The 24,859-nt window shown below is 35.9% G+C and carries 23 protein-coding genes; 21 read left to right on the top strand and 2 right to left on the bottom strand.

What is annotated here, in order from left to right:
- The first annotated feature begins 59 nt into the window (after positions 1-59).
- Positions 60-905, top strand: coding sequence for a type II pantothenate kinase (gene coaW / locus NST98_RS02105; RefSeq protein WP_340714274.1), 846 nt, complete (start codon positions 60-62; stop codon positions 903-905).
- A gap of 199 nt (positions 906-1,104) precedes the next feature.
- On the opposite strand, the gene NST98_RS02110 is transcribed toward coaW, so the two are convergent.
- Positions 1,105-1,494, bottom strand: coding sequence for a ribonuclease HI family protein (locus NST98_RS02110; protein ID WP_016837020.1), 390 nt, complete (start codon positions 1,492-1,494; stop codon positions 1,105-1,107).
- A gap of 189 nt (positions 1,495-1,683) precedes the next feature.
- On the opposite strand from NST98_RS02110, the gene NST98_RS02115 reads away from it, so the two are divergent.
- The 15 genes from NST98_RS02115 to rbsB all read left to right on the top strand — a co-directional run bounded on the left by NST98_RS02115 (position 1,684) and on the right by rbsB (position 18,118).
- Entirely contained in the window at positions 1,684-2,238 is a 555-nt protein-coding gene (locus tag NST98_RS02115) for an RNA polymerase sigma factor (protein ID WP_340704113.1), read from the top strand.
- Positions 2,219-3,823 (top strand): DUF4179 domain-containing protein, encoded by a 1,605-nt coding sequence (locus NST98_RS02120; RefSeq protein WP_340714275.1) that lies wholly within the window; start codon positions 2,219-2,221, stop codon positions 3,821-3,823. Before NST98_RS02115 ends, NST98_RS02120 begins: the two co-directional genes overlap by 20 nt.
- A 332-nt stretch (positions 3,824-4,155) precedes the next feature.
- Positions 4,156-4,347, top strand: a complete 192-nt coding sequence (locus NST98_RS02125; RefSeq protein WP_016837023.1) for a zinc-finger domain-containing protein — start codon at positions 4,156-4,158, stop codon at positions 4,345-4,347.
- A gap of 326 nt (positions 4,348-4,673) precedes the next feature.
- Positions 4,674-5,348: a phosphopantothenoylcysteine decarboxylase domain-containing protein gene (locus tag NST98_RS02130; RefSeq protein ID WP_340714276.1), complete on the top strand. Its 675-nt coding sequence runs from the start codon at positions 4,674-4,676 to the stop codon at positions 5,346-5,348.
- 97 nt (positions 5,349-5,445) lie between these two features.
- Positions 5,446-5,964 carry a YbaK/EbsC family protein gene (locus NST98_RS02135; protein ID WP_340435658.1) on the top strand — a complete coding sequence of 173 codons (519 nt, stop codon included), beginning with the start codon at positions 5,446-5,448 and terminating at the stop codon, positions 5,962-5,964.
- Positions 5,965-5,976: 12 nt separating this feature from the next.
- A complete protein-coding gene (locus NST98_RS02140; RefSeq protein WP_340714277.1) occupies positions 5,977-6,729 on the top strand; it encodes a VOC family protein in 753 nt (250 codons plus the stop codon).
- A 55-nt stretch (positions 6,730-6,784) separates the two neighbouring features.
- Positions 6,785-7,939, top strand: coding sequence for a PstS family phosphate ABC transporter substrate-binding protein (locus NST98_RS02145; RefSeq protein ID WP_340714278.1), 1,155 nt, complete (start codon positions 6,785-6,787; stop codon positions 7,937-7,939).
- 159 nt (positions 7,940-8,098) lie between these two features.
- A protein-coding gene (locus tag NST98_RS17255) for an IS3 family transposase (RefSeq protein ID WP_445684020.1) occupies positions 8,099-9,672 on the top strand; the annotation gives its coding sequence in 2 pieces (ribosomal slippage) (positions 8,099-8,741 and positions 8,741-9,672; 1,575 coding nt in all).
- A 618-nt stretch (positions 9,673-10,290) separates the two neighbouring features.
- A complete protein-coding gene (locus NST98_RS02160) occupies positions 10,291-11,964 on the top strand; it encodes a formate--tetrahydrofolate ligase (RefSeq protein WP_340714281.1) in 1,674 nt (557 codons plus the stop codon).
- 519 nt (positions 11,965-12,483) lie between these two features.
- The gene (locus NST98_RS02165; protein WP_340714282.1) at positions 12,484-13,464 is read left to right on the top strand and encodes a LacI family DNA-binding transcriptional regulator; all 981 of its coding nucleotides are present in this window, start codon (positions 12,484-12,486) and stop codon (positions 13,462-13,464) included.
- On the top strand, positions 13,461-14,342 hold the full coding sequence (gene rbsK, locus NST98_RS02170) for a ribokinase (RefSeq protein WP_340704107.1): 882 nt from the start codon (positions 13,461-13,463) through the stop codon (positions 14,340-14,342). Before NST98_RS02165 ends, rbsK begins: the two co-directional genes overlap by 4 nt.
- Positions 14,339-14,728 carry a D-ribose pyranase gene (gene rbsD, locus NST98_RS02175; protein WP_340704106.1) on the top strand — a complete coding sequence of 130 codons (390 nt, stop codon included), beginning with the start codon at positions 14,339-14,341 and terminating at the stop codon, positions 14,726-14,728. The genes rbsK and rbsD overlap by 4 nt, the downstream gene beginning before the upstream one ends.
- A gap of 28 nt (positions 14,729-14,756) precedes the next feature.
- Entirely contained in the window at positions 14,757-16,247 is a 1,491-nt protein-coding gene (locus NST98_RS02180; RefSeq protein ID WP_340704105.1) for a sugar ABC transporter ATP-binding protein, read from the top strand.
- Positions 16,240-17,178 carry a ribose ABC transporter permease gene (rbsC, locus tag NST98_RS02185; RefSeq protein ID WP_340714283.1) on the top strand — a complete coding sequence of 313 codons (939 nt, stop codon included), beginning with the start codon at positions 16,240-16,242 and terminating at the stop codon, positions 17,176-17,178. Before NST98_RS02180 ends, rbsC begins: the two co-directional genes overlap by 8 nt.
- A 13-nt stretch (positions 17,179-17,191) precedes the next feature.
- The gene (gene rbsB, locus NST98_RS02190; RefSeq protein ID WP_096550864.1) at positions 17,192-18,118 is read left to right on the top strand and encodes a ribose ABC transporter substrate-binding protein RbsB; all 927 of its coding nucleotides are present in this window, start codon (positions 17,192-17,194) and stop codon (positions 18,116-18,118) included.
- Positions 18,119-18,175: 57 nt separating this feature from the next.
- Here rbsB and NST98_RS02195 read toward each other — a convergent pair whose 3' ends face one another.
- Positions 18,176-18,586, bottom strand: a complete 411-nt coding sequence (locus NST98_RS02195; RefSeq protein ID WP_168412505.1) for a DoxX family protein — start codon at positions 18,584-18,586, stop codon at positions 18,176-18,178.
- Positions 18,587-18,991: 405 nt separating this feature from the next.
- On the opposite strand from NST98_RS02195, the gene NST98_RS02200 reads away from it, so the two are divergent.
- From NST98_RS02200 to NST98_RS02220, 5 genes are all read left to right on the top strand, one after another.
- Positions 18,992-20,035, top strand: a complete 1,044-nt coding sequence (locus tag NST98_RS02200) for a DmpA family aminopeptidase (protein ID WP_340714284.1) — start codon at positions 18,992-18,994, stop codon at positions 20,033-20,035.
- 280 nt (positions 20,036-20,315) lie between these two features.
- The gene (locus tag NST98_RS02205) at positions 20,316-21,062 is read left to right on the top strand and encodes a M15 family metallopeptidase (RefSeq protein ID WP_340714285.1); all 747 of its coding nucleotides are present in this window, start codon (positions 20,316-20,318) and stop codon (positions 21,060-21,062) included.
- On the top strand, positions 21,059-21,853 hold the full coding sequence (locus tag NST98_RS02210; RefSeq protein WP_340714286.1) for a M55 family metallopeptidase: 795 nt from the start codon (positions 21,059-21,061) through the stop codon (positions 21,851-21,853). The genes NST98_RS02205 and NST98_RS02210 overlap by 4 nt, the downstream gene beginning before the upstream one ends.
- A gap of 20 nt (positions 21,854-21,873) precedes the next feature.
- Positions 21,874-22,947 (top strand): mandelate racemase/muconate lactonizing enzyme family protein, encoded by a 1,074-nt coding sequence (locus NST98_RS02215; RefSeq protein WP_340714287.1) that lies wholly within the window; start codon positions 21,874-21,876, stop codon positions 22,945-22,947.
- Between the two features lie 19 nt (positions 22,948-22,966).
- Positions 22,967-24,790 (top strand): peptide ABC transporter substrate-binding protein, encoded by a 1,824-nt coding sequence (locus NST98_RS02220; protein WP_339288666.1) that lies wholly within the window; start codon positions 22,967-22,969, stop codon positions 24,788-24,790.
- Positions 24,791-24,859: the final 69 nt, after the last annotated feature.

The following is a 24,859-nucleotide window of genomic DNA, read 5'->3' on the forward strand; positions in this document are numbered from 1 at the left end:
TGCAATCATATGCTTATACAGTTAAAGTGTATAGAGGGAATCTATAAAGGAGAAAGCTTATGCGCAATACAATAGGTATCGATGCAGGAGGCACTTTAACAAAAGTTGCTTACTTGGATGATGAAAATGAATTCCAATTTAAGGTCTTTCCTTCCAAAGATTTAACACTAGTGAAGGAATGGATTGAAGCAAATCCAAACATTGAAGAAATTGGGATTACAGGTGGTCGAACAGAACAGCTATTGGCAAAATTAAAAACAAAAAAATCAATCGATTATGTTGTAGAATTTGATGCAACAATCAAAGGGGTAAAATACTTATTAAAAAAAGAAGGCCATGAAATTCAAAAAAGTATCATAACGAATGTTGGAACAGGCACAAGTATACATTATATGGAAAATGACAAACATGTGCGTGTTGGTGGAACTGGAATTGGCGGAGGTACTTTAACAGGGTTATCAACGATTATTACTGGGCTTTCGGATTTTAATGAAATCACGAAAATTGCAAAGCAAGGTAAAAGGGAATTCATTGATTTATTTGTAAAAGATATTTTTGAAGGGATGAATCCTCCGATAGAAGGCCATTTGACGGCGAGTAATTTTGGAAAAGTCAACATATTAAATCATAACGATTATCCTGTTCCTGATTTATTAGCAACCATTCAAGCGCTAGTTGGTGAAGTCATTACAACTTTAAGCATCCAATATGCAGATATAAAAAATTCTGAAACGATTATATATATTGGATCGACATTGACGAATAATGATCATTTGAAAGAAGTTATTGCAAATTATACGATTTTGAAAAAACACAAGCCAATCTTTTTAAAAGATTGTGGATTTTCAGGAGCGATAGGTGCTCTTTTAAATAAAGTAGAACAAAGAAATATTGCACAATTATAAAAAAGAGCCTGACCAAAAAATGTAAAACTTTTGGTCAGGCTCAAATACATAATGATTGTTTTTTCTTTACTCCTGTAGTGGTCACAATCAATGCCCCGTCTCGTCACATTTATCTCCGACGAAAGCGTTAGCGAGACGCAAAGGTGTAAAACAGAAAAGTGACTTTTCAGGCATCACACTTTTTTAATTATGACGAAAATTACATCCCTTTACGAATAGCTTGTCGCGCTAACAGATCAGCTGCTTTATTTTGTTGTTCTGGAATCCATTTTATAAAAAACAAATCAAACTCATCAGCAAGTTTTAAAGCTTCTTCTAAATAGGGTTTAAATTGTTCGTTTTTTACATATTTCTTTTCCATTGAACTCACGACAATTTTCGAATCGGAACGAACGGATACGAATGACGTTCCTAATTTTTTTGCTTCTTCTAGACCTCGAATTAAAGCGATAAATTCCGCAACATGATTGTTTGATTCGCCTATAAATTCTCCAATTTGTATGGAATGTCCTTCTCCCTTTATAAATAAACCGATTCCGCTTGGACCGGGATTTCCGCTACTAGCACCATCAATATAAACTTCTAACATATTGCCCCCAAGAACTTTTTTTACTATATTATACCGCAATATATCAAAAGCGTGTAAAAACATTCTAATCTGTTAATGGTTTTCAGTAATGAATCTAGGTGGCCACGAAAATAAAAATTTTTTAAATAAAGTGAGATTTTTTCATGATGAATCTCGTTTTACTAAGTGAAGAAAGAAAGGAGGAATAACATGGATGAGGAAATCCGATACGTTCGACAAATTTTAGCAGGAGATAAAAGAGCTTACATACACATTATTAATCGTTATAAAAATCCTTTGTATGCAACGATTTTACGGATGACAAAAAATCCTCAAACGGCAGAAGATTTGCTCCAAGAAGTATTTTTTAAAGTGTATGAACAATTACCAAAATACAATCCGAAAGGTCCATTTAAAAGTTGGCTCTATCGCATTGCCATTAATTACTGTATCGATCAGCTTCGGAAAAAAAGAATTCAAACGGAACAAATTGAAAATACGATTATACGAAGCAACGATACACCAGAAGTAGTCTTATTACAAAATGAAGAGAGTAGAGAACTGGAGAAAATGGTTTCATTATTGCCGGAAGATGAACGAAACATTTTACTTTTACGTTATGCCAACGAATTGAGTTACGCAGAAATTAGTGAAACCTTAGAGATTTCGATAATAGAGGTACGCAATAAATTGTACCGGGCTAAGAAAAAATTACGAAAAAATGCAAAAGAAGGAGGGTATTTATATGGTGTGTCCGAAAGATGATAAGTTATTCGATTATATTGAAGGCATTTTAGAAGACAAAGAAAAAGATTTTATGGAACGTCATATACAGTCTTGCCCTTATTGTGAGCAGCAATTAGAACTGCTATTAAAAGAAAATGAACTATTAGAACAAACACTAAAATCTCCAATATTGCCAGATGATTTTGCCGAAAAGATTGTCGATCAGCTGGAACCGCATAAACGCAAAAAAAATCGCCCGTTAAAATGGGTGTTGGGTACGGCAGCAAGCGCACTTCTTGCAGGGGGAGTGTTCATGTCGGTGAGTCCGAGTGTTGCAAAACTTGTAGGTGGAATCTTCTCCAGCGAGACGGTGGATGAAGGATTGCGAATGGCAATTGATACTGACATCGCAACACCTATTAATCTTTCAGCAACAGATGCAGGTATAACGCTGCACATTGAGGACTTGATAGCCGATACGTCGCGAATTGCTTTTTCCTATCGGGTAACCAATCAACAAGGTAAAGTATTAAATCCATTTATTGGAAATGCCGAATTATATTCAATCAAAGTATTAGATGAACATCAAAATGAAGTGGAACTTAATTCAATGAGTTGGGGACTTCATGATGACTATGGGATTTATGAAATATCGTTAGTAAATATCGATAACTTTACAAAAGGAACCGTTCGATTGGACATCCATCATCTTGCAGGGAAAGATGGACAATGGCAAATCGATATACCAATTGATTTGACTTCCGCTTATGAACAGCAAAAAGTTGTATCTTTAAATGAATCTTACGAAGTTGAAGGAGTTAAAATTCATCTGGATAAAGTCAATTACGCTACTTCTACAACAGACATCTATTATCAATTAGAATATACCGAGGAAGTAAAAGAAAGATTAAAACAGCAATTAAAACAAAAAGAGCTACAATTTAATAATGAAATTGTCCAATTCCTATATTTCCCTTCTATTGGCTATCGAATTGAAAACGGAAAAGGGGAAGTGCTAGGTTATGAAAATATTTATTTCTCAAAAGAACGGGGCCATCCTGTTTCCGAAAATATGTTAAGCGGCATGGGACAATGGGATGGAGAGCCTAGTGAAATTGGTCCTTACAAACAAATTGATTCATTCGTTCCAAATAAAAATGCTGAAGAAGAATTATATTTCGTTGTAGATACAATTTATCGACCAAAAATTAGTGAATTCTCAATTACATTTAATCCAAAAGAATTACCTAAAACCTTTGAATATAACGGATATGAATTAACTATTGATTCTGTGCAAGAAAAAACAGATTATTCATTACAGAAATCATGGATGCCAATACAACGTCAAAAAAGTGTTGAAATACAATTATCAGGATTTGCTTTGCAAAAAGCTCCTAACATAGAAAAATGGGCACTAGAAGATGAAAAAGGAAATAAATATACAATTCACCATGGAGGATCAACTTTAGATGAAACGGATCAGCAAGGTCGATTCAAACGAACATTTGAATTGGTTTCTTCCGAGTTAGAAGAGATTCCTGAAGAAATGACACTCCATATCATTGCTGAAACGGAAGTCATTCCGTTGAAAAACGAAATACGAATTCCATTATTTAAAAATTGAATGAATCATTTAACGTAGAGGAAATCAATGGTTCGTTAAGCAGTAGTTCACCTTTGGAACTGCTGCTTTTTTATAAAGTTGAAGAATTACTGCACAAACGGTGTTTATCCCCTTTATCATAGACTATCGTAAAGACTTGATTATAAAAAATTGTCGAGCAAAAGGTATATCAACTCTTGTTCCAAAAGGACAAGCTCAGAAAATGTCGCAATAGACATATTCTCAATTGTTTTACAACATAATAAGCTTGTTTCAACTGGAAGCAATGCGCTTTGACAAATAAAAAATGACGATAGTAAAATATAAAAACTAATAAAGGGGGATTGTGATTTGTGGATAAAAGTGCAGTGATTAAAGATATAGATGAATTAATTGATACTTATTGCATAGATTGTCCCATCAAAAGGGATTTAAGACAAATAAGAGGAAAAGCAGGAGCACACCGGTTTTGCATTGAACAGTGCTCTGTTGGCGAGCAATTGCAATTTTTGGGTAACGAATTATTAAAGATGCAGGAAAAATGATGCAATAGAACTTTGGTACCTTTTTGTATTGAATTTTTGATAAAATAATGATAATATTATCAATGTAATATTAATACTCTCGATATATCTATCAAATCATATGTCTTTACACATGAATTGATATATCTTCAGAGGATTAATATATACACGGTTGGTTACCATAGGTTGAGCAGCTCCCTTAATAAGGGCTGCTTTTTTGTATTTTCCGAAACAGAAACTTTTTACATAACGACTCGTTTTTAAAAATTAGAATTTATTAATGAAAATGGAGTTAAAGTTCAGTAAACTTAATCTATAACGAAAGATAAAAATGATAGGTGATAGCTGTGAAGACATTAGAAGGAAAAAAAGTGCTCATTACAAGCGGAGGAACCCTTGAAAAATGGGATCGGGTTCGCGGACATACGAATCTTTCAAAAGGCACGATGGGCTGTTTTTTAGCTGAAACAGCTTTTTCTATGGGGGCAGAAGTAGTTTATTTACACGGATATTTTGCGAAGCTTCCGAAACATAAAGAATCCATGCGATTAGTAGGTTTTGAAGGAATTGAAGATTTAGGAAATAAAATAAAACATATTTTGCAAAGTGAAAAAATTGATATTGTGATTATGGCAGCGGCTGGTTCTGATTGGGTTGTAGACAAAGTTTACGACCAAAACGGTAAATTAATCACGGAAAATGGAAAAATGTCTTCGGATGAACCACCGATTATTCATTTTAAAAAAGCGCCAAAAATCTTAGGGAAAATTAAAGGCTGGGATCCAAAAACCCTTCTTGTCGGGTTTAAACTTGAAGCAACGGAAGATGTAGACTATTTAATTCAACGTGCAAAATTGCGAATGGAAGAATCGAATGCTAACATTATGGTGGCAAATAGTTCTCAATCATTGTATGGCGATGTTCAGCATTATATTATTTCGCAAACTGGAGATGTCATTGAAGTACAAGGCAAAGAACAAACGGCAAGAACTTTATTGGAAATACTGTGCGAAAAAGTATAAAATTGAAATTAAAACGAAAGGCTAGTTTCACTAGTCTTTTCTTGTATATAATAGGTAATAATTCGAATTTGTTTTATCGGGATTGGAGGATGGGAAAATGTCTTTACAAAGTGTAAAAGAACATTTAAAAAAATTTAACCGTGACCAAGATATTTTAGAATATGAACAAAGTAGTGCAACAGTTGAACAAGCAGCCATCGCATTAAACGTCATTCCTGCACGCATCGCCAAAACATTATCATTTAAAGATAAAGAAGGAAATGCTTTTCTTGTTGTAGCAGCTGGTGATGCAAAAATTGATAATAAAAAATTTAAATCTACATTTGGCGTTAAGGCGAAAATGTTAAGTTCAGAAGAAGTAGAACATTTTACGGGGCATGTCATTGGGGGAGTATGTCCTTTTGGATTAGCTCATGATTTAGATGTTTATTTAGATGTTTCGTTAAAACGTTTTACAACAGTGTTTCCAGCTTGCGGCAGCATCAATTCTGCAATCGAATTAACTTGCGATGAATTGTTTGAATTTTCAAATGCGAAAGAGTGGGTGGATGTCGGAAAAGATTGGAATGAAACATTAACGGACATTAGTGAATTTGCAGCAACAAATGAATTATAGTAGGTGAGAAATATGTATTTACTTGATCATATCGTACATTTTGTGAAAGAGCCGAAAGCCATGGTTGAAAAAACGAAAGAAATTGGCCTTCATACAGTAGAAGGAGGAAAACATGAAATGTGGGGAACCTATAATTCCCTCAGTTATTTCGGCCTTTCTTATATTGAATTCATTGGCGTATTTGATGAAACGTTGCTCGAAAAATCTGCGGAAATTCCATATACATTGCATGAATCTTATAAAAAACGAAACAAAGAAAATGGTTTTACACGAATTGCCATTCGGACAACGACAATTGAAGAAGATGCAAAAAAACTTAGTGATGCAGGATATGAAGTGATTGGACCTGATTCATTTTCAAGAATACGCCCAGATGGAAGTGTATTAACTTGGAAATTACTGCATTTTGGCAAAAAAGAGTTGCCTTTTGAATATCCATTTCTGATTCAATGGGAAGGGTCAGACGAAGAACGATACAATGATTTGGTAAAAAATGGAACAATCCAAAAGCATCCTTTAGGAGACTTAACAATTGATGAAATCTCATTCTCCGTTACAGATTTACAGTGGGCAAAAGAATGGGCAAGTTTATTTGAACATGAAATAGTGGAGAGTACAGACTCATACATAACATTAAAAGCGCCAAATTGTCATTTCAAATTTAATTTAGAGCAAAAGTATGAAATCGTTGAAGTGAAAATTAGCGGTGCGAAAGAAGAAAAGCATGTAACGCTTGAGGACGGGAATTATTTGTTCGTTCGATGAAAATAAAGGGAAACACCTCCTACATGCCGAATTAGGTGGTAGGAGGTTTTTTGTAATGACGAACATTTTTGTGTCAATCATTGTTTTCTTCGTTCTATGTTTTTTTACATTTGGTGTCGTTTTTATGGAACTGTTGATAGGAAATTTCGAATGGATTCCAATCATCATTATTTTTGCAATTTTTCTGTATTTGCTTTTTTTAGCATTTCTATTTCGATATTTCAAAACAAAGAAAAGAATCATTTGGTTTGTCGTTATTTCTTGTGTTGCGATTAGTGCTAGTTCCATTTGGCCGATTTACCAAAAATATGTAGAGAACATTCCAACCGTTTCAGCAGAAGTAAATATTTATGAATACATGCCTTTTGAAGAAAATTCGAAAGTAGTAACTTTAGAAGAAGAAGCAACTCTTCAATTATCCGATTCATTACCAATCATGGATGGTGCAACAGCATTGTATCCGATCTATTCCGCCATTGCACAAGCTACATATCCGAAAAAAGAATACGACCCATATAATAGTGAAGTGATGGTCAATACAACGCCAGAAGCCTACGAAAATTTAATTAATGGTAAAGTGGATATGATTTTTGTCAATGAGCCTTCTCAAAAACAATTGCAGCGAGCAAAAGAAAAGGGAGTCGAACTAAAATTAATACCCATTGGGAAGGAAGCGTTTGTATTTTTCGTCAATCAAAAAAATGAAGTTGATGGGTTAACTTTGCAACAAATTAAAGATATTTATTCCGGTAAAATCACTAGCTGGAAAGAGGTTGGTGGTAAAAACGAACCTATTCGGGCATATCAACGCCCTGAAGATAGCGGTTCTCAAACGGCGTTGCAGTCATTAATGGGTGATACGCCTATTATGGATGCACCAAGAGAAAATGTGGCGAGCGGCATGGGAGAAATCATTAGCGAAGTGGCACAATATCGAAATTTCGAAAACGCAATTGGCTATACGTTTCGATATTATTCACAAGAAATGGTCGGCAATAATCAAATTAAACTATTGGCCATTGACGGAGTTCCTCCGACAAAAGAAACGATTCGAAGTGGCGAATATCCTATAACAGGGGAGTTTTATATTGTTACTGCAGGTACGGAAAATCCAAATGTCGACAAATTAATTGATTGGGTACTATCTCCTCAAGGACAACAACTGATTGAAAAGGTTGGGTATGTGCCTATAAATAATGTGGATGAATGAATAAATAGTATGACAAAAAGTGGCTGTCATTTTGGACAGAAAAAATCATGATTATGAGGAAGTGAGGCTGTTTGGAAAGTTTCCGACTTTGATATGCTCCCTATTAGGTAGACAGATGAAAAAATAAAAATTCATCTAACCTAATAGGGGGCTTTCATTATGACCTTTTACAAGTATCCTAAAGAGTTCATGTTAAAACTGATTCATTTATATTTAACGGGTGATTATTCATTTGAAAAGCTTGCTCGTCAATATAAAATTCACCAAAGTACTTTAAAAGAATGGGTTCGAAAGTATGAAGCCTTTGGTGAAGCGGTCTTTCACTCTAACTTTTCTCCACGATGTTATACAAGAGAACAGAAGATTCAAGCGGTGGAGGATTATTTATCTGGTGAATATTCTTTACTCGAATTAATGAAAAAACATCAAATTTCAGGTAGAACTATTTTAATGAAGTGGGTGAAAAAGTATACTAGTCATTGTGATATAAAAGATTCGGGTAAAGGATTGAGTAAAACAATGACAAAAGGTAGAAAAACAACCCTACTAGAACGAATGGAGATAGTCGATTTTTGCTTAAAGCACCATAAAAATTATCAATTAGCAGCCCAAACTTATCAAGTTTCTTATCAACAGGTATACCAATGGGTGAAAAAATTTGAGTTACATGGAGAAGAAGGGCTACAAGATCGCCGTGGACGCACAAAATCAGAGGCTGAATTAACGACGGAAGAAAAATTTAAATTAGAAATCAAACGAATTGAACGCGAGAATGAACGTTTACGTGCAGAAAATCTATTTTTAAAAAAGTTAGAGGAAATCGAAAGGAAGTGTCGTTAACCCAAGTACGATTACAAACTCGATATGAGGCCATTCAAGAATTACATGAAACCGAACACTTATCTATCATTTTACTTTGTCACATCGCAGGCGTTTCACGAGCAGCTTATTATAAATGGCTGAAACGCACTCCATCAGCGCGTGAACAATTGAATGAATCACTGTTAGAGGGCATTAAAACACTTCACGAACAAGTCAATGGAATCTATGGTTATCGTCGCATGACCATCACCATTAATCGATACAGAAAAATGGCGAATGAGCCCCTTGTCAATGAAAAACGCATTTATCGTTTGATGAAAATTGCGAAGATTCAAGCGGTGATTCGAAGAAAACGAAAACGATATAAGAAATCACCTGTTCAACACGTAGCTGAAAATCGATTAAATCGCGAGTTTACTGCAGAAAAGCCCAATATGAAATGGTGTACAGATGTAACGGAGCTGAAATATGGGAACGGAAAAAAAGCCTATTTAAGTGCCATTATTGATTTGTATGATGGTTCTATTGTGAGTTATGAATTGGGTCATTCCAATAATAATCAATTAGTTTTTAAAACCATACGAAAAGTAATCCAAACCCTGAAACCTGATGAACATCCACTCGTACATAGCGATCGAGGATTCCAATATACGTCCAAAAAATATAAGGAAATTATAGACGAGGCACAATTAACACAAAGTATGTCTCGGGTAGGTCAATGCATCGATAACGCTCCAATTGAATCCTTTTGGAGTAAATTCAAATGTGAAAAATATCATTTGAATACCTATGATTCATATCAAGCACTGAAACAATCGATTGATGAATATATTTATTTCTATAACAATTTCCGTTATCAGAAAAAATTAAACGGCTTAAGTCCCTTAGAATACAGGGCTCAAGCCGCTTAGTAACATTTTTATTTTTTACACTGTCTACTTGACAGGGAGCAGTTCACTTTCTAGACAGCCTTTTCTTCGTTTTTATGGTGAAATTTTTAGAATGAGAGTTCACAATTCTTTTGAAAGCTCAAGGGCAAATCTTGCTAGATGAATTGTATAATGATGGATAGGATACGAAAAAAAAATGAATGACTATTATTTGCTCGAGTGTGGCTATTATTTATCAAAGATTGACTATTATAATCTTGATTTTGGCTATTATCGTTATTTCAAGGAAATCGTTTATATGTAGTTGGCTATTATGTTCATCAATTTGGCAAATATCCTTGGCCAGTTGACTATTAAATGCTTGAAACTGACTAATATCTTCCATAATTGAAGCAAATTTTTATGGGTTGGCAATTATGTTCACAAATTTGACTATTATTCATCCCAGTATGACTATTATTGCCCGAGCTTTGACTATTATCAGCCCCATTTCTAAAAAGTGAATTTATGTAGTAATAATAAAATCCGTCATTAATTAACAAAGCAGACAAAACAAAAACATTATAAAACAAACATTTGTGTAAATAATAACGTTCATAACGAAGAGTAAACTCAATCTGACTAGAAAGAGGAATTAGTATGACAATTACAAAACCATTAACGGATTTAGACATTGCTTATGGTGCAGCATTAAAACCTATTGCAGAAATTGCAGAACAAGTAAACATTCCAGATGATGCACTTGAACAATATGGACGTTATAAAGGAAAAATCGACCCGAAAAAAATTCCGGGTGAGCCTTATGGTAAAGTTGTACTTGTTACAGCAACGAATCCAACACCTGCCGGAGAAGGAAAATCAACGGTTACTATTGGACTTGCTGATGCCTTAAAACAATTAAATCAAAAGGTCATGGTAGCTCTTCGCGAACCATCGTTAGGTCCTGTATTCGGCATCAAAGGTGGAGCAACAGGTGGCGGCTATGCACAAGTGCTTCCAATGGAAGAAATTAACTTGCACTTTAATGGAGATTTTCACGCGATTACAACTGCGAATAACTTAATTTCTGCAGTAATTGACAATCATATTCATCAAGGAAATCAACTAAACATCGACCCTAGAAGAATTATTTGGAAACGGGTATTGGACATGAACGACCGAGCACTTAGAAAAGTTGTTGTAGGACTAGGAGGTCCAACGCAAGGAGTTCCAAGGGAAGACGGCTTTGATATAACAGTTGCCTCTGAAATTATGGCGGTATTTTGTTTAGCAACAAGTATGGAGGATTTGAAAGAACGATTATCCAAGATGTTAATTGGTTACACTTATGATCGTCACCCAGTCTTTGTGCGGGACCTAGGAATTGAGGGGGCATTAACATTAATTTTAAAAGAAGCGTTCAAACCGAACATTGTACAGTCTATTGAAGGAACTCCTGCTCTTGTTCACGGTGGACCTTTTGCGAATATTGCTCATGGATGTAATTCCCTGATTGCTACGCAAACCGCACGGAAATTAGCGGACATCGTCGTGACAGAAGCTGGTTTTGGTGCGGATTTAGGTGCTGAAAAATTTTTGAACATTAAAGCAAGAAAAGGTGAATTCCATCCGGATGCAGTCGTAATTGTGACAACGATTCGCGCATTAAAAATGCATGGCGGAGCAGAAAAAAGCGAGTTAGCGAAAGAAAATATTGAGGCTCTCAGCAACGGAATCCCAAATTTAGCTCGACATATTGAGACAGTAAGAAATTTCGGAATTGAACCGGTTGTTGCTTTGAATCGATTTATAACGGATACGGAGCAAGAAATTCAAACGCTTCTAAATTGGGCGAAATTAAACAATGTCCGCATCGCTAGAACAAATGTATGGGAAGAAGGCGGGAAAGGTGGAATGGATCTAGCCAAACAAGTATTGGAAGTTTTAGACGAACCGAAACAATTTGCTCCGCTTTACGAATTATCCGATTCCATAGAACAGAAAATTACGACGATTGTCCAAAAAGTATATGGCGGGATTGGAGTAGAATTTTCAAATCAAGCGAAAAAGCAATTGAAACAAATTAAGGAAAACGGTTGGGATCAATTACCAATCTGTATGGCAAAAACACAATATTCATTGTCAGACGATCCAACATTAATAGGTCGCCCAATTGGATTTACGATTACTGTAAGAGAAATCATTCCAAAATTAGGAGCAGGATTTTTAGTTTGCATAACGGGCGATATTATGACAATGCCAGGATTGCCCAAAGCACCCGCCGCATTACGTATGGATGTTGATGAAAAAGGGAATGCAATCGGGTTGTTTTAATTGGAAAAGTGGGCGTCTGAAAAGTCATTTTGAGACGCCCACTTTGCGGCTGTCGCTATCGCTTTCGCCGCAGATAAATTGCGACGAGGAGGCGCGTTTGATGTGACCACCGCAGGAGAGCAAAGTTTTTAAGAGAATATTACTATAAGAAGTAAGGCTGTTCAGAAAGTGTTCGACTTTGGACAGCCTTTTTTTTATAAAACAACAATTTAAGGACGCCAATCATTATATAGACAGGCTGAATGTAAAGTTGAAATCTAAAGAAATCAGTTGAAAACAAAAAGGTTATTCCATATAATTACAAAATGATGAACAATTTGTGAACAATCGATAATGGTATAGCCTATTTAAAAGAAAAATGACATACTATAAAAGATTATTTCAGGTAATATATACACGTAAATTTTTTTAGGCGGTAGATTGTGTAACCGATTACACATGAGGTCAAATGTGTAACCGATTACATATTTTTTCATGAAAATGTGTAACCGATACCACAATGATTCGAAAGGTGATTGTATGGTAACGATTCATGACGTAGCAAAGCGGGCAAATGTATCTGCAGCCACAGTTTCTAGATACATTAATAAGAATGGTTATGTGGGAAAAAAATCTAGAGAAGCAATAGAGCGCGCGATTAAAGAATTGAACTTTGTCCCAAACAATGTTGCAAGGACGCTATCCACTAAACAATCCAATATGATTGGACTCATTATTCCGGATATTAAAAACCCATTCTTTCCAGAGCTTGCCCGTGCTGTAGAAGATACCGCCTACAAATATGGATACACTGTTATATTATGTAATTCGGACGAGAATCCTAAAAAAGAACAACATTACTTTAAAGCTCTTACTCAAGAATACGTGGCTGGTGTTATTATCACATCTACTCACTCAGGAAATGATCAAGAAGCAACGATTCCAATCGTTGCCTTAGACCGGGCTCCGATTATTGATATCCCATCTGTAACGACAAATAATATACTGGGAACAGAAATGGCCGGCCGCTACATGCTAGAGTGTGGTGCTAAAGAGCTGCTTTTTCTAAAAGGTCCTAAGCAACTTATTTCATCCGAACAGCGTTTGAAAGGTTTCTTAAAGGCTGTTGAAGGAAAAAATATAAAAGTACACATTGTTGAAAGTCCCTATGATTTTAAAGTTGCTGAACATATTACATTCCAATTTTTACAAAAACATTCTACTATTGATGGAATATTTGGCAGTAGCGACGTTTCGGCAATTGGAGCGTTAAAAGCTTGTGAAAAATTGAATAGAAGCGTGCCGAATGATATTCAAATCATTGGTTTTGACGGTATACAGTTAGGAAAATATACAACTCCTAGTTTAACAACTGTTGCCCAAAACATTTACAAGCTAGGTGAAACTGCAACAGAATTATTAATTCAACAAATCGAAGGCAAAAGCATAACTGAGAAAAACATTGTCATTAATCCGGAATTAGTTGTGCGAGAGACGACTCGAAAGGGGTTCTTACAATGATCACGGTGATTGGAAGCATAAATATGGATCTTGTAGTGGAAACTGACACTTTCCCGAAACAGGGAGAAACGGTTCAAGGAAAGCTTTTTACGACGATTCCAGGCGGAAAAGGTGCAAATCAAGCTGTTGCAGCGGCTCGACTTGGAAGTCAAGTTCGCATGATTGGTGCAGTAGGAGACGATAGCTTTGGAATAGAGTTATATAAAAAATTAATGAATGAAAATATAGATGTTTCAGGCATCGTGAAAACAAATAATTCCACTGGAATAGCAAATATCTTGCTACATAATCGTGATAATCGCATTCTTTTTGTTCCAGGAGCGAATTTTGATTTAAATAAAGAAATTATCGATGCCAATATCCAACTGATTCGAGAAAGCAAACTTGTGATGATGCAGTTGGAAATACCAGCAGAAACGATTGAGTACGTATTCACTATCTGTCAAGAGCATGCTATTCCAGTTTTATTAAATCCAGCACCTGCTGCGAATTTCAAAAAAGAATGGATGAATCAAATTACTTATTTAACGCCAAACGAAACGGAATGTGAATTAATCTTTGGTGCTGATTGGGAAACGGTATTAAAAGATTATCCAAATAAAGTCATTGTTACTTTAGGTAGTGAAGGTGCGGCTTACTATGATGGATCAAAAATTGTAAGAATCCCTGGATTTAAAACAACTGCTGTTGATACAACAGGAGCTGGGGATACGTTTAATGGCGCATTTGCTCATGCGATTTGCAGTGGAAAATCAATTGATGATGCGGTTGAATTTGCAAACATCGCTGCATCCCTTTCAGTTGAAAAGTTTGGCGCACAAGGCGGCATGCCAACTTTAAATGAAGTATTAGCTCGCTTGGGAGGACAGGAAGTTTGAAAAAACACGGAATTTTAAATAGAGAATTAGCTGGTCGTTTCGCAAAATTAGGTCATACGGATCAAATCGTTATTGCCGACTGTGGTTTACCAATTCCAGATGATGTACCTTGTATAGATTTATCATATAAGTTGGGAGAGCCGAGATTTCTTACTATTTTAGAAGTTGTACTTGACGATTTAGTCGTAGAAAGCTCCGTTTTAGCAGAAGAAATTAAAACAAAAAACGCAGAGCTTTCGAAAACATTAACAAACACATTACCGAACATTTCGTATGTTTCACATGAGGAATTTAAGCGATTAACGAAAAATGCGAAGTTCATTATTCGCACTGGTGAAACGACGCCTTATGCCAATGTCATTTTGCAATGCGGTGTGATTTTTTAATAGATTTCTTGAAAAAGTAGGTGATTTCATGATTGAAATGACAGGCATTTCGAAAGCCTTCAATGGCAATGTCGTGTTAAAAGATGTTCGGTTTAACCTTAAAGAAGGTGAAATCCATGCACTAATGGGGGAAAATGGTGCTGGAAAGTCGACATTAATGAAAATTTTAAGTGGCATTTATACGAAGGATGCTGGTGAAATTAAAGTAGATGGTCAACCTGTCAACTTTAAATCGCCTAAAGATGCTGAAAAATACGGAATCGTTGTCATACATCAAGAATTAAATATATTACCTGATTTAACTGTTGCTGAAAATTTATTTTTAGGAAAAGAAAAAACATACGGTCCTTTCGGTATTTTAAAAAATCGCGAAATGGATAGAGAAGCTGAGGAGTTATTATCTAAGTTAGGGTTACACGTGAATCCGAAAACTCGTGCTGGAGATTTGTCTGTCGGAAAACAGCAAATCATTGAAATAGCTAAAGCGATCGCCAGTGACGCGAAGTATATCGTGATGGATGAACCAACTGCTGCCTTAACAGATCGGGAAATAAAAACATTATTTGAAACAATTAATGAACTAAAAACGAAAGGAATTTCGTTTGTATATATTTCTCACCGTATGGAGGAAATTTTCTCCATTTGTGATCGCATTACAATTTTAAGAGATGGACAATATGTGGGGGAACGAAATATCCCTGAAACGAATTTTGATGAAATTGTTGCCATGATGGTAGGAAGGGAACTGGGCGAACGATTCCCCGAAAGACAATGTGATATAGGAGACATCAAACTGGAAGTCCGTAATTTAACGGCGAAAGGTTTGTTTGAAAATATTTCGTTTAACGTACGAAAAGGTGAAGTGGTTGGTGTTGCCGGATTAATGGGAGCTGGAAGAACGGAAGTAGCTGAAACCATTTTCGGTTATCGAAAAGCACATAGTGGTGACATTTTGATCGATGGTAATAAAGTATCCATTAAATCACCGATTGATGCAATGAAACACAAAATTGGATACGTGACGGAAGACCGTAAAACGAAAGGGTTAGTACTGAATTTTTCCATTCAGGAAAATGTAGCGTTGGCGAACTTAAAGAAAGTTTCCACTTCAGGTGTAGTGAAGAAAGAGAAAGAATTATCCCTCGTCAACCAATATATTGAGCAGTTAAAAATTCGGACATCTAGTCCAAAACAAAGTGCCAAATCATTAAGTGGTGGTAATCAGCAAAAAGTGGTTCTTGCTAAATGGCTAGGTACGGAACCTGAAGTATTAATATTAGATGAACCGACTCGCGGTGTCGATATCGGTGCAAAAAAAGAAATTTACCAAATCATTAACGATTTAGCACAAGCAGGTGTAGCGATTTTAATGATTTCATCAGAATTGCCAGAAATCATTGGAATGGCTGATCGCGTTCTTGTTATGCATGAAGGAAAATTAACGGGAGAAGTTTCGAAAGAAGAAATGACGCAAGAAAGAATTATGCATTTTGCAACTGGAGGTGAACAAGTTGTCTAAATCGTCGAAAGAAATAATATCAAAATTAGGGCCATTAATTGGTTTAATTCTTTTAATTATTGTCGTTAGTATATTGAATCCTAGTTTTTTAACCATTTCTAATATCTTCAACGTGTTAAGACAAGTATCAATCAGCGCTATTATTGCATTCGGAATGACCTTTGTTATTCTCACAGGTGGTATAGATTTATCTGTAGGATCAACACTAGCATTAACAGGCGCTGTTGCCGCAAGTTTATTAGCTGGTGGGTTTGATCCAATCCTTTCTATGGGAATTGCTTTAATTCTTGGTCTCATCTTAGGTGGAATAAATGGGGTAATTATTACAAAAGGTAAAGTAGCACCATTTATTGCAACATTAGCAACCATGACAGTTTATCGAGGTTTAACGCTTGTTTATACAAACGGTAAGCCAATTTCAGGTTTAGGTGACCATGCTTCATTCCAATTATTTGGTAAAGGATATTTCTTAGGAATTCCGATTCCAGTTATTACGACATTAATCACTTTTGGTATTCTTTATTTTATTTTGCATAAAACAACATTTGGCCGCCGTGTTTATGCGGTAGGTGGAAATGAAGAAGCTGCAAAATTATCAGGTATAAATGCAGACCGAGTGAAAATTGCAGTTTATGCGATTTCCGGTTTCCTTGCTGCATTATCTGCATTAATTTTAACTTCTCGCCTAAATTCTGCTCAACCAACTGCAGGGCAATCTTATGAGTTAGATGCGATTGCTGCGGTTGTGTTAGGCGGTACAAGTTTAAATGGCGGGAAAGGTTGGATTTTTGGTACGTTAATTGGTGCACTTATTATTGGTGTACTCAATAACGGTATGAACCTCATTGGCGTTTCCTCTTTCTGGCAACAAGTCGTGAAAGGGATCGTAATATTATTAGCAGTTTTACTAGATCGAAAAAAATCTGAATAAGGAGTGGTTAAGAATGAAAAAAATGAAACATCTATTCTTTGTTGTCATTGCAATGTTAGTTTTATCTGCATGTTCCATGAATTCATCTGTGGAACAAAATGATGCTGCAGATGAAGGAACAAAAGAAGGAGCAGTAAAAGTTGGTTTCTCCATTTCTACATTAAATAACCCATTCTTCGTTACACTTAGCGAAGGTGCAAAAGCTGTTAGTGAAGAAAATGGTGTAGAGCTTGTGATTGTAGATGCTCAAGATGATGCTTCTAAACAAGCTTCTGACGTAGAAGACTTAATTCAACAAGGAATTGACTTATTGTTAATCAATCCTGTTGACTCTTCAGCGGTAGGTTCTGCAGTAGAATCTGCAAACGCTGCTGGCATCCCGGTTATTACAGTTGACCGTTCTGCAGATAGCGGTGAAGTGATTTCACATATCGCTTCTGATAACGTAGCTGGTGGTAAACTTGCAGGAGAATATTTACTTGAGCTTGCTGGTGAAGGTGCAAAAGTAGCAATGCTTGAAGGTGTTCCAGGATCATCTGCTGCTCGTGACCGTGGTGCAGGTTTCCTTGAAGCTGTAGAAGGTAAAGTAGATCTTGTTTCTAGTCAAACTGCTAATTTCAACCGTAGTGAAGGTTTATCTGTAATGGAAAATATGCTTCAAGCACATCCTGACATTGAAGCAGTATTCGCACAAAACGATGAAATGGCTTTAGGTGCAATTGAAGCAATTTCAGCAGCTGGTAAAGATATTATTGTAATTGGATTTGACGCTACAGATGATGCTGTGAAGAAAGTTGAAGAAGGCGTAATGGCTGCAACTGTTGCGCAAAAACCAGAGGAAATTGGTAAAATTGCTGTAGAAACAGCTATTAAATATTTAAACGGTGAATCTGTAGAAGAATTCGTACCAGTTGACTTAGAATTAGTTACAAAACAATAATCAATAAAAAGGTAGAACTTAGTAGCATGAATTGCTGCAACGTTCTACCTTTGTTTTTTATCGTACTTTATTCCTTTTTTCTTTTCCTTCTACAATGAAGTTATCAAGAGCAAGAAAACGATTGCTTGCAAAAAGTAAATAAGTAGCCATTGCCATCAAAGCTAAATCCAATTCATAACCTTGGAGGAACCCAACAGCAAATTTCACTGTTGCAATGGCTCCTGCCATCAGAAGAATGAATAAAAAAGCAAATAGACGTATGGAAAAACCAATGACAATGAAAATTCCTCCAATGATTTCAAGACCTGTAACACCATATGCAAAAACTTCTGGGAATGGTAAATTGTAGCTGGCAAATCGGTCTGCTACGGCAGTAATTCCTTCCTGCAATTTTGCTAATCCGTGAACGATGAAAATAACTCCTAGAACAATCCGAAGAATAAAACCTCCAAATTCACTTTTTCTCAATCAAATCTCCTTCCAACTGCTTTTTTACTATCATATTATCGCTCGTCCAAACATAGCACCGTTTCATTCAAATTTTATATCGTTTTATTTTTGCCAATAAAATTACTTGGCAACCTGTTAGCTTTTCACTTTCAGATTGAATCAACATCTTTTCTAGCAAAATATGTTTAATTTAATTATAAATATAGATTATGACGCTAAATAGATATGAAAATGTTTGCAAAAATGAGAGAAATAAAGAGAAGTTGGTTCTATTTCCTTCAAATTTTTCATATTTTTAAAATATATTATTTCAACGATCTATTTGATTTTAAATCCAGCTCATGTGCTTTTTGTTTCTTCTAATCTTTTCCAAACCTATCAATTCTATTAAAATACATGATAAAAATCGATGGGGGTTGGAATATGAGGAAAAAGATTCGAGAATTTGGAATCAACATTGGAAGATTGCCAGTAGGAGAAAAAAACTGCATAACCGATGTGGAAGGGGTAAAGGTGGGTCATGTGACGCTGGATTATCCAATAGATGATCAAGGTACATATGCATGTACAGGTGTAACTGCCATATTACCGCATGGCGGTAATTTATTTAAAGAAAAGGTAACTGCAGCAAGCTATGTCCTGAATGGATTTGGAAAAACAACAGGCCTTGTACAAATCAATGAATTAGGTGTCATCGAATCACCGATTATGTTAACCAATACGTTTGGCGTTCCAGCTGTCACTCAAGGCACTTTAGAATATATGTTAGAACAAAATCCTGAGATTGGTATCTCAACAGGAACCATTAATATTGTTGTAGGAGAGTGTAATGATAGTTATTTAAATTCTATCCGTGCATGTCCTGTCACACCTGAACATGCCATTGAAGCGATTCAAAATGCATCTGATAAAGTAGTGGAGGAAGGAGCTGTTGGAGCGGGAAAAGGAATGATCTGCTTTGGTTATAAAGGAGGAATTGGTTCCTCATCTCGAATTGTAACGGCTGAGAACCAATCCTATACACTTGGATGTTTAGTGTTGAGTAATTTTGGAGAAAGTGTTGAGTTTCGACGTGAGCAATATACAACAAACCAACGTCAAGAGGATTCCACTCTTAAACCGACAGATGGTTCAATCATCATAATACTAGTAACAGATGCACCGTTAAGCAGCCGGCAATTATTGCGCGTAATTAAACGTTGTGGAATTGGACTAGCTAGAACAGGAAGCCATTATTCTCACGGCAGTGGTGATATTGTAATTGGTTTTACGACTGCTCACAAAATTCCACATTTCACTGATTATATTACTGAATCTAGAATCCAACTACGAGAAGATCATCCAATCATGAATCAATTATTTATTGCTGCTGCAGAAACAACGGAAGAAGCAATTTTAAATTCCTTATCCCAAGCTGTTACAACAACTGGAAGAAATGGACATGTCGTTCATTCATTTAATTGGTAAATAAAATGAATTGGTCCTGTTTTCCGTAGAGGAAGCAAAGAATACACGTGCTTGCAAAATGCATTTATTATTCAAACCCTAAGTTTTATAAAAATAGCGAACTAATAATAAAATGATATCAATTAATACCATATATATACTTATTTATAATAATTAACCAAAAAGGAACTAGAAAAAACAAGGAAGGTATAATATATTTCGTTTGAATACAGAATTATCAAAACATTCTGCCATATGGTAATTCATTATGAAAATTTAATAGTATTAACGATTATTTGAGGTGATTTTCATACAGGATTTTCTACTTTCACCCATTAAAGATCTTAAAATTCCATCACAAAAGTGGACTCCACAAATACTTGAAGTTCATGAACCACTTATTAAAGTGCAACAAGTACCGAACCGATTATACATCAGACCTATTTATTATGAACTAAACATTCCATCTAGTATTCAATCCATCTATTTACGTAAGGGAGTTTATCTACGAATCAAGAAAGCTTTAGAAATATTGCCTCGTCAGTATAGTTTCATTCTATTCGATGGATTTCGTCCATTCCAGGTTCAGCAATCTCTATTCAATCTGTTTTTAGAAAAAATGAAAATGCAGCATCCTGAGCTGACGGAAGAGGAAATTTTTCAAATCACTTTAAAATATGTTGCGTATCCAAGCATTGAGCCAACACGTACTTCCCCCCATATTACAGGGGGAGCGATTGATTTAACTTTAGGCGATGCGAATGGAAACGAACTAGACTTAGGCACAAAGTTTGATGAAATGAACGAAAAATCAGCAACGAGATATTTTGAAGATCATCCAGAAGAAAATGTTACAGCACTTCAAAATAGAAGAATATTATATAACAGTTTAATCCATGTCGGCTTTACAAATTACGCTGATGAATGGTGGCATTATGATTTCGGAAATATCTCTTGGGCAAGGAGAGTAAATGAACAAGTCGTCCCTTATGGCCCAGTATTAGCAGAACTAGAAAACAATGATGTAAAGGAGTTTCAGTTTATATGAAAGTTTATATTAGTGCAGATTTAGAAGGAGTTGCTGGCTCAACAACTTGGATTGAGACGGAAAAAAATACACCGGATTATGCCCCTTTTCAAAAGCAAATGACAAAAGAAGTTGAAGCCGCAATCGAAGGAGCAATAGCGGGTGGAGCAACTGAAATCATATTAAAAGATGCCCATGACTCTGCAAGGAATATTGATTTTTCAAACTTACCAGAAAATGTGAAAATAATTCGTGGCTGGACTGGGGATCCAATGTGTATGGTTGCTGGATTAGATGAAAGTTTTGATCGCGCCATTTTCATCGGTTATCACAGTAAAGGTGGAAGTCATCGAAATCCATTGGCCCACACATTGGTCGTGAATGCCGATGTGAAAATCAACGGTGAATATGCAAGTGAATTTTTAATTAATGCTTATGCGGCAGCACTACATGGAGTTCCTGTTGCATTTGTCAGTGGAGATGTTGGACTGACAGAGGAAATCAAGTCTGTTAACGAAAATATTGTTACGCTTCCTATCAAAGAGGGAATTGGTGGAGCTACTGTAAGTATTAGCCCTAAATTAGCAATTAGCGAAACAAAGAGATTGGTAGAAGAAGCGATGAAGGTTGATAGAGATTCAATTAAAATAGAGCTTCCAAAGCAATTCAATGTCGAAATTATTTACAGAGATCATACACGTGCATATCGAAATTCTTTTTATCCTGGAGCAAAATTTAAGCCTCATAATACAGTGGAATATGAAACAGATAACTATTTTGACGTTTTACGAATATTGCAGTTTTTAACTTAAATGAATCAAGGTGAGCCAACATGAAAATTACAGACATCAAGTGTTTCGAAGTTGCAGCGCCCCTTATTACACCTTTTAAAACGGCACTTCGAACAGTCGAAAATATTCAAAATATTGTTGTTTACGTTTATACAGATGAGGGAGAAATTGGGATTGGGGAAGCAGCTCCAACGGCTGTCATTACTGGTGAAACGAGAAAATCAATTGTACACGCAATTGAGCGTTACATAAAACCTGCAATAATCGGATTGGAAATCGAAGAAATTGCGTTCATTATGGAACGCCTTGATCAATGCATATATAAAAATACAAGTGCAAAAGCCGCAGTAGATATGGCTATTTATGATTTGTTTGCAAAGCGTTATAATGCTCCTTTATACAAAGTGTTGGGTGGTTATCGTAAAGAGCTTGTAACGGATATCACCATTAGTGCTAATGATGCACAAACGATGGTCAATGACAGCTTGAAAGCAGTGAAACGTGGTTATCAAATTTTAAAAGTGAAAGTTGGGAAAGATCCTGAAAGTGATGCGGAAAGAGTTATCGCTATCCGAAAGGCTGTGGGACCTGACATTCAAATTCGTGTAGACGCCAACCAAGGCTGGTCTCCAAAACAAGCTGTCAGAATAATTCGTAAATTGGAGGATGCAAATGTCAACATCGAATTAGTCGAACAGCCTGTTCACTATGCTGATTTGGAAGGCATGCACTATGTAACAGCTCATACAGAAACAAATATTTTAGCAGATGAAAGCGTTTTTTCAGCAAAAGATGCACTTAAGGTTATTCAAATGCGTGCTTGTGATTGTATCAATATTAAACTGATGAAAACGGGTGGTATTTATCAGGCACAAAAAATTTCCCATATTGCAGAAGCGAATGGAATTGCATGCATGATTGGTTGCATGTTGGAAACAAAAATTAGCGTAAGCGCTGCGGCTCATTTTGCTGCGTCACAAAAGAACATTACGCTCGTTGATTTAGATGGGCCAAGCTTATGTTTGAAAGATCCTATTTCAGGTGGTCCAACATTCGAAAGCCAATGGATTAGAATGTCGGAGGATCCTGGGTTAGGATTTTCAATAGAAAGTTAGAGAAAAAATGGGGGGTTCTATGAAAAAGTATTTACTGTTTTTGCTCGCTTGTATTGCTATGATGCTAGCAGCTTGTAGCGATGATGAAGAAACAAAAGATGAATCTGTATTTCGCACAGTATATTCCGGAGAAGTAAAAACGCTCAACTATTTAAAAACATCTGAAACTAATGAATTTGCAGTTGCTGCAAACTTAGTAGATGGATTAATTGAATATGACAAATACGGCATTGTTCAACCAGGTTTAGCTGAATCGTGGGAAACAAATGAAGATGCTTCAGTATGGACATTTAGACTTCGAAAAGGTGTGAAATGGGTAGACCATGAAGGTAATGAAGTAGCTGAAGTAACTGCAAAAGACTTTGTAGATGGATTACATTATGTGCTCGATGCAAAAAATGAATCATCAACTGCATGGATTGCAACTGTTGTGAAGAACGGCAATGCATTCTATGAAGGAGAAATTACAGATTTTTCTCAAGTTGGGGTAAAAGCTTTAGATGAATATACCCTTGAATATACATTGGAGGGACCAACGCCTTACTTTCTTTCCATGTTGAACTATGTATGTTTCTTCCCGGTATATGGCGAGTTTTTAGCTGAAAAGGGAGACAGCTTTGGTACATCAAAAGAAAACCTTTTATACAATGGTTCTTATATTTTAACTGAGTTTGAACCTCAAAATAAACGTGTATTAACGAAAAATCCGACTTATTGGGATCATGAAAATGTGTTAATTGACAAAATCGAATATAAGTATAACAAAGAAGCAGCTACTGTTGCACCAGAATTATTCTTACGTGGAGAAGTGGACGAAGCGGCAATTCCAACTGCCATTTTAGATGATTGGTTCAAAGATTCAGAGAAAAAAGAATTAATTCGTCAAAGTAGAAGCAACTTCTATTCTTATTTCTATGCATTAAACTTTAATCCACAATTTGATGCAGAATATGAACCGGAAAACTGGAAGATTGCAGTAAACAACAAAAACTTCCGTAAATCATTATTCCATGCGCTTGACCGAGTTTCTGCTATGTTGACGGACGAACCTTATAATCCTGAATCATTATTAAACAATACGATTACGCCTAAAAACTTTGTTGATATAGATGGTGTTGACTATACACAATTAGAACCATTAGCCAAGTTTACAAATAATGATTCATTTAACCCTGACTTAGCGCTTGAATATAAAGAAAAAGCGATGGCAGAACTTCAAGGTAAAGCGACTTTCCCTGTTAAAGTATTAATGCCATATAACTCTGGAATGCCTGACTGGGCAAACCGCTCTCAAGTTATTGAACAACAAATGGAAAATTTGTTAGGCAAAGATTATATTGACATTATTGTTTATGCTGGCCCTTCAACTGGATTCCTTGGAGAAGTTCGGCGTCCAGGAAAGTTTGCATTTATGGAAGTGAACTGGGGTCCAGACTATGCAGATCCATCCACTTATACAGATCCATTTACAATAGGTGGAACATATAACAAACCAGAATTAGCTGAAGGATATACTGATACGAATGGTCAACCGATTTATGAAAATATGGTAAACAAAGCGAAAGCAGCAATTGATTTTGCAGAACGCTATGAATTGTTTGCCGAGGCAGAAGCTTTCTTAATCGAAGAAGCATTCGTTGTTCCTTACAAAGTAGGTGGCACTGGATACGTAGCATCTAAATTAAATCCATTTGATGCACAATATTCACCATTTGGGGTAACAATGGAGAAATTTAAAGGGCAAAAATTGCTAGACAAACCAATGAACAACGAAGAATTTAAAGAAGCGAAAGCGCAATGGGAGAAAGAGCGTGCTGAAGCGCTAGCTAAAGCAAGTCAATAATTCACTATGAATTTATTCAATTAATGAAAAGATTCATAGTCGATCTTTGAAGAAGGAGATGGCTAACTT

Source organism: Ureibacillus sp. FSL W8-0352, from assembly GCF_038004345.1.
Taxonomy (GTDB): domain Bacteria; phylum Bacillota; class Bacilli; order Bacillales_A; family Planococcaceae; genus Ureibacillus; species Ureibacillus thermosphaericus.

Coding starts and splice junctions, on each gene's coding strand:
- NST98_RS02135 (WP_340435658.1), top strand. CDS start 5,446: ATGTCTTTACAAAGTGTAAAAGAACATTTAAAAAAATTTAACCGTGAC.
- NST98_RS02145 (WP_340714278.1), top strand. CDS start 6,785: ATGACGAACATTTTTGTGTCAATCATTGTTTTCTTCGTTCTATGTTTT.
- NST98_RS02120 (WP_340714275.1), top strand. CDS start 2,219: ATGGTGTGTCCGAAAGATGATAAGTTATTCGATTATATTGAAGGCATT.
- rbsB (WP_096550864.1), top strand. CDS start 17,192: ATGAAAAAAATGAAACATCTATTCTTTGTTGTCATTGCAATGTTAGTT.
- NST98_RS02165 (WP_340714282.1), top strand. CDS start 12,484: ATGGTAACGATTCATGACGTAGCAAAGCGGGCAAATGTATCTGCAGCC.
- rbsK (WP_340704107.1), top strand. CDS start 13,461: ATGATCACGGTGATTGGAAGCATAAATATGGATCTTGTAGTGGAAACT.
- NST98_RS02110 (WP_016837020.1), bottom strand. CDS start 1,494: ATGTTAGAAGTTTATATTGATGGTGCTAGTAGCGGAAATCCCGGTCCA.
- NST98_RS02200 (WP_340714284.1), top strand. CDS start 18,992: ATGAGGAAAAAGATTCGAGAATTTGGAATCAACATTGGAAGATTGCCA.
- NST98_RS02115 (WP_340704113.1), top strand. CDS start 1,684: ATGGATGAGGAAATCCGATACGTTCGACAAATTTTAGCAGGAGATAAA.
- NST98_RS02220 (WP_339288666.1), top strand. CDS start 22,967: ATGAAAAAGTATTTACTGTTTTTGCTCGCTTGTATTGCTATGATGCTA.
- coaW (WP_340714274.1), top strand. CDS start 60: ATGCGCAATACAATAGGTATCGATGCAGGAGGCACTTTAACAAAAGTT.
- NST98_RS02210 (WP_340714286.1), top strand. CDS start 21,059: ATGAAAGTTTATATTAGTGCAGATTTAGAAGGAGTTGCTGGCTCAACA.
- NST98_RS02180 (WP_340704105.1), top strand. CDS start 14,757: ATGATTGAAATGACAGGCATTTCGAAAGCCTTCAATGGCAATGTCGTG.
- NST98_RS02160 (WP_340714281.1), top strand. CDS start 10,291: ATGACAATTACAAAACCATTAACGGATTTAGACATTGCTTATGGTGCA.
- NST98_RS02140 (WP_340714277.1), top strand. CDS start 5,977: ATGTATTTACTTGATCATATCGTACATTTTGTGAAAGAGCCGAAAGCC.
- NST98_RS02215 (WP_340714287.1), top strand. CDS start 21,874: ATGAAAATTACAGACATCAAGTGTTTCGAAGTTGCAGCGCCCCTTATT.